The following is a 4,803-nucleotide window of genomic DNA, read 5'->3' on the forward strand; positions in this document are numbered from 1 at the left end:
GCCCTGACCCTTATGTCGTCGGCGGCACGTCAGCCACCGCGCGCATGTACAATTACGGCTCCGTTCTGACGCATGTTTCGCTGGTTCATGCCGACCGCAACACTCCTGGCTACATGCGATCGCCGCCGGAGACGCCTTATGTCTACGCGCTGGAAAACGCCATGGACGAAATGGCCGTGGCCCTCGGCATGGATCCTGTCGAGTTTCGTCGCATCAATGAACCGGAGAAGGAGCCGATCGGAGGCAAGCCATTTTCCAGCCGCTCACTCATCAAGTGCTATGACCAGGCGTCCGAGGCCTTTGGCTGGTCGAAACGCGATCCCACGGTCGGCTCGATGCGCGACGGCGATTGGCTGGTCGGGATGGGCTGTGCGACGGCAATCTATCCGACAGCCGCCGCGCCTTGCGCGGCCCGGGTTCGTCTCACCGCCGATGGCGAGGTTCGGGTCCAGTGCGGCTCGCATGAAATCGGCACCGGCGTTCGCACCATCGCCGGCCAGATGGCGGCCGAAAGGCTGGGGGTTGGCATGGACAAGATCAGCGTCGAGATGGGCGACAGTGCCTTGCCGCCGGCTCCGGTGTCAGGCGGATCGATCTCGACCGCCAGCGTCTGCTCCGCAGTCATGAAAGCCTGCGACGCGATACGCGAAAAACTGTTTGCCGCCGCTGCGGGCAAGGGGGCTCCGCTGGCAGGTTCGGCCAATGCGAAGCTGGATTTGAAGGACGAAGAGGTCGTTGCCGAGACCGGCAAGTCCGCCAAGCTGGCCGATGTGTTCAAGGCCATGCAGGTCGGCGCCATCGAAGAATATGCCGAGTTTGCGCCGAAGGGTTCTTCGCCTGAAGCCCTCAGCAAACTCTATGCCGGACAATCGGAGTTTCATGGTGGAGAGAACGACGAAGATTCGGTCAAATATGCCTTTGGCGCCGAGTTCGTCGAAGTGCGCATCAACAGCTATACACGCGAAATCCGGGTGCCACGCATTGTCGGAGCCTTCGCTGCCGGGCGCATCATGAACACGCGCACCGCGCGCAGCCAGTTGATGGGTGGCATGATCTGGGGCATCGGCCAGGCGTTGCACGAGGCCACGGAAATCGATCAGCGACACGCGCGCTACGTCAATCGCGACCTGCAGGACTATCTCGTGCCGGTCAACGCCGACATCAAACAGGTCGACGTTATCCTAGTCCCCGAAGTCGACCACCAGGTCAATCCTGCCGGCGTCAAGGGCTTGGGCGAACTCGGCAATGTCGGAACGGCTGCCGCCGTGGCGAGTGCCGTCTATCATGCCACCGGCAAGCGCATTCGCGATCTGCCGATCAGAATAGATGATTTGATAGGCTGAGGGTCAAGAGCTCTGAGAGGAGGGGCTTCACAAGCCGACATCGTCATCGAAATTGTCGCGGTGGCGGCGTTGTCCGACTGAAAAAGTTTTCGCATGCAGCGATAGCTTAATCGCCTTGGCTCTCGAGTGTCACTCCGGGGCTGTGGCCGGAGCCGTGTAACGGCGGCGTACAGCGTCAAGCACCCGCTTGCGACTATCCTGCGCCGACAGGGTCTTGTCCTCTTCCGCCTCGGCGGTTTCGCGCGCCAGGTCCTTGTCCCTGATCTGATGTCGGAACCATTTGGAATAGTCGCCGGTGCGCAAATGAAACTCCCAGGTCTTGTCGTCTATCCCCTCGGCGATCTGAGCGAAGATCATCAGATTGTGAGCCCTGAGGTTCATCGCATTGTCAGGGCCATGGAAATAGAAGCTGCCGGCTTCGTCGAGCTGGCCTTCGGCATATTTCCGGCTGTGCCGCTTGAGTGACTGACGTGGTTCAACCACCTTGACCGTCTTGACTTTCTTGCCCGACTGCGGCCGCCAGAACAGCACGCGCGCGCCTTTGGGCGTTGGAATGTCCTTTGGCGGCTCAATGCCAGTTTCCTTGCAGAAGACCTTCACCACGTCCTTCGCCTTGGGGCCAAGCGCAATGATGGCTGTGACAAGGCGCAAGGCGTCTGTCGAGATCGCCTCGGGGTGAACGGTGATCAGGATTGTGCCCGGCAATTCCAATGACAGGACCGCCCGCGTATCGTCGCGCCGCTTGGGCAGAAGATGGTGCGCTTCATCGATGACGAGCCAGTGCGGTCTCGCGGTGCGCCGGCGGAAACTGCTCAGGCCAGGCAGCAGGTCGGCAAAGAAATCCGGCCTCTCGTCGACGCGCAGGGCCAATCCATTGACGACAATGTTGCTGTCGGCCTTGGCGATCAGATCCAGCACCTGCGCCTTTGTCGGCGCGCTTGAGCCGTCGCCCAGGCGAACGGCGCCTTCGAGGCCGTCATAGTCGCCTTCGGGATCGAAGACGCAGAACTGAAAACCACTTTCGACGAAGCGTTCCGTCAGCGCGGTGGCCAAGGTGGATTTGCCAATGCCGGAACTCCCGGCAATGAGGATCGTGTCGCTCGGCGACAGGTAGACATCATCGCCGCCAGACGATCCAAGAACGATGCCGTCATGGCGCTTCGGCACTATCGCGTGATCACGCTTTATCAGCTTTGCGATTAATTGCTCCACGCCCTTGCCGCGGGCGCCACGCATGACCAGGTCGGCTGTATCCTTGACCGCCGGAATTGCATTGTCGACGGCGGCGCTGCAGCCACAGGCCTGCAGGAACGCGTGGTCGTTCTCGGCATCGCCGACGCCGACGACGTTGTGCGGCGAAAGTCGAAGGTCCTGAAGGGCCGCAGCGAGCCCGGTGGCTTTGTTGATGCCGCTCGGCAGGATCATCACCGCGCCCTTGTTGAAGATGATTTCCAGTTCGAGACCCATCTTCTTGATGATATCGAGCACGGTCGCCTGATGGGGTTCCCAAGTCGCGACGATCGATCGCCCGACCGAAAGCGGCTTGACGCCCTGCCGCTTCAATCTGGCGACGAATTTGGGCTCGGGCGATGGGGCGATCACCCGTTCTTCCTCGCTTGCCGGCGTGTAGATCATCGCGCCATTCTCAGCGACGACCTTGTCGAAGAGGCTAAGCTCGGGAAAGACGCGCTTGAGATCGGGCAGTTCACGCCCGGTGACGAGAACCAGCTTGCGGCCGCTTTTCTTGAACCGCTCAAGCGCGGCGAGCGTCTTCTTGGCGACGATCCCATCATGAGCCAGCGTGCCGTCATAGTCTGCCGCCAATGCAATGAAATACATTCCGCCGACCCTTCTCGTTCCGGTTACCCGGCTAGAACGTGCGATTGAGACAAAGGCTCCCCACCGACCGGATCGCAGGTCTGGAGAAGGGCGGTTCGCCCTCGGAAATCAGGAACTCCTTCGGTGCCGGTACGTTGACCAGACAAGCCGGGAACCGTCCCGGTCTTTGCTGGCGGCGTGCAAACCCCGTCGCCGAAATCCACACCAAGCGCAATGAAAGGTAAGGCCATGGGCTTCTTTTCGAAGGACATCAAGACACTCGACGATCTCTTCGTGCACACGCTGCGCGACATCTATTACGCCGAAAAGCAGATCGAGAAGGCGCTGCCGAAGATGATCGACAAGGCAACCGACCCGCAATTGAAAGCCGGATTTGAAAAACACCTCGATCAGACGAGAGGCCATATCGAGCGCGTCGAAGAGGTGTTTGAGTTGCATGGCGTCAAGGCCAAGGAGGTCAACTGTCCGGCAATCGACGGCATTCTCGAGGAGGCCGACGATGTGAGCGGTGACGTCGATGACAAGGAGGTTCTCGATGCGGCGCTGATTGCTTCGGCGCAGGCCGTCGAACACTATGAGATGACCCGCTACGGCACGCTCATCGCCTGGGCCAAGCAACTTGGCCGCACGGACTGCGCCAATGTGCTGACCAAGAACCTCAGGGAAGAACAGGCGACCGATCGCAAGCTCACCGAAATGGCGGAAAGCAAGATCAACCTGCAGGCAGCCGAATAAGGCTGCGATCCGGCCGGCTGGTAACTCGGCCGGCCGGATTGCCGGCAGGTTTCCACTCCGTCAGCGAGACGGGTCGACGCCCAAGGCCGCTGATTGCTGGCGCAGCGCCTCATCGTCATCCTGCGGCACATGCCGAGCAGATCCTGCTGTTTCCGTGTAGATGCGGTACGCTACGCAAGCGAGCGCCACCATGAAAAGTAGACGGCCCATCCATCCTACTCCTTGGTTACGGATTTCGTTTCGGCCATCCTCAGTACCCTCCGACGACCGGCAAGATCTCGCCGGTGATGTAGCTCGAGCAGTGCGGCGAAGCGAGGAACACATAGGCCGGCGCGAGTTCTTCCGGTTGCGCGGGTCGTTTCATTGGCGTGTCCGCGCCGAATTTCGAGACGTCGTCGGCTTCCTTGTCCGACGGATTGAGCGGCGTCCACACCGGCCCCGGTGCGACCGCATTCACCCTTATGCCCTTGCCGATGAGATTTCCCGACAAGGCCCGCGTGAAGGCATGGATGCCGCCCTTGGTCATCGAATAGTCGACCAGTTGTTTTGAACCGTCGATACCGGTTACCGAACCGGTGTTGATGATCGCCGAACCGGGTTTCATGTGCGGCACCGATTCCTGCGCCATATGAAAATAGCCGTAAAGATTGGTCTTCAGCGTCGTGTCGAAATGTTCTTCGGTCAGCTCGCCGAAATCGCTGGAATGAATTTGGAACGCGGCGTTGTTGACCAGCACGTCGATGCGGCCGAATTTTTCAACGGTCTCCATGACCGCCTTGTGGCAGTGGCTGCGTTCGCTGACATCGGCCTTGACCAGGATGCAGCGTCGTCCCTCCTTTTCCACCGCTGATTTGGTCTCTTCAGCATCCTTGTCCTCGGCCAGATA

General features: G+C 60.2%; 4 protein-coding genes. 2 read left to right on the top strand and 2 right to left on the bottom strand.

Translation table 11 applies throughout. From position 1 onward, the window contains the following. A partial coding sequence (locus tag EN964_RS24825; protein ID WP_164775973.1) for a xanthine dehydrogenase family protein molybdopterin-binding subunit occupies positions 1 to 1,343 on the top strand: 1,343 nt, incomplete at its 5' end. A gap of 129 nt (positions 1,344 to 1,472) precedes the next feature. Here EN964_RS24825 and EN964_RS24830 read toward each other — a convergent pair. Then, positions 1,473 to 3,182 (bottom strand): HAD-IIB family hydrolase, encoded by a 1,710-nt coding sequence (locus tag EN964_RS24830; RefSeq protein WP_127272262.1) that lies wholly within the window; start codon positions 3,180 to 3,182, stop codon positions 1,473 to 1,475. 228 nt (positions 3,183 to 3,410) lie between these two features. Here EN964_RS24830 and EN964_RS24835 point away from each other — a divergent pair, with 228 nt between their 5' ends. Further along, positions 3,411 to 3,917 (top strand): ferritin-like domain-containing protein, encoded by a 507-nt coding sequence (locus tag EN964_RS24835; RefSeq protein WP_127272261.1) that lies wholly within the window; start codon positions 3,411 to 3,413, stop codon positions 3,915 to 3,917. 250 nt (positions 3,918 to 4,167) lie between these two features. On the opposite strand, the gene EN964_RS24845 is transcribed toward EN964_RS24835, so the two are convergent. Next, positions 4,168 to 4,803: SDR family oxidoreductase (locus EN964_RS24845; protein ID WP_127276837.1), on the bottom strand; the 636-nt coding region annotated here is incomplete at its 5' end.

Origin of the sequence: Mesorhizobium sp. M7A.F.Ca.CA.001.10.2.1 (assembly GCF_003998575.1) — a bacterium.
Lineage (GTDB): Bacteria > Pseudomonadota > Alphaproteobacteria > Rhizobiales > Rhizobiaceae > Mesorhizobium.

Coding starts and splice junctions, on each gene's coding strand:
- EN964_RS24830 (WP_127272262.1), bottom strand. CDS start 3,182: ATGTATTTCATTGCATTGGCGGCAGACTATGACGGCACGCTGGCTCAT.
- EN964_RS24835 (WP_127272261.1), top strand. CDS start 3,411: ATGGGCTTCTTTTCGAAGGACATCAAGACACTCGACGATCTCTTCGTG.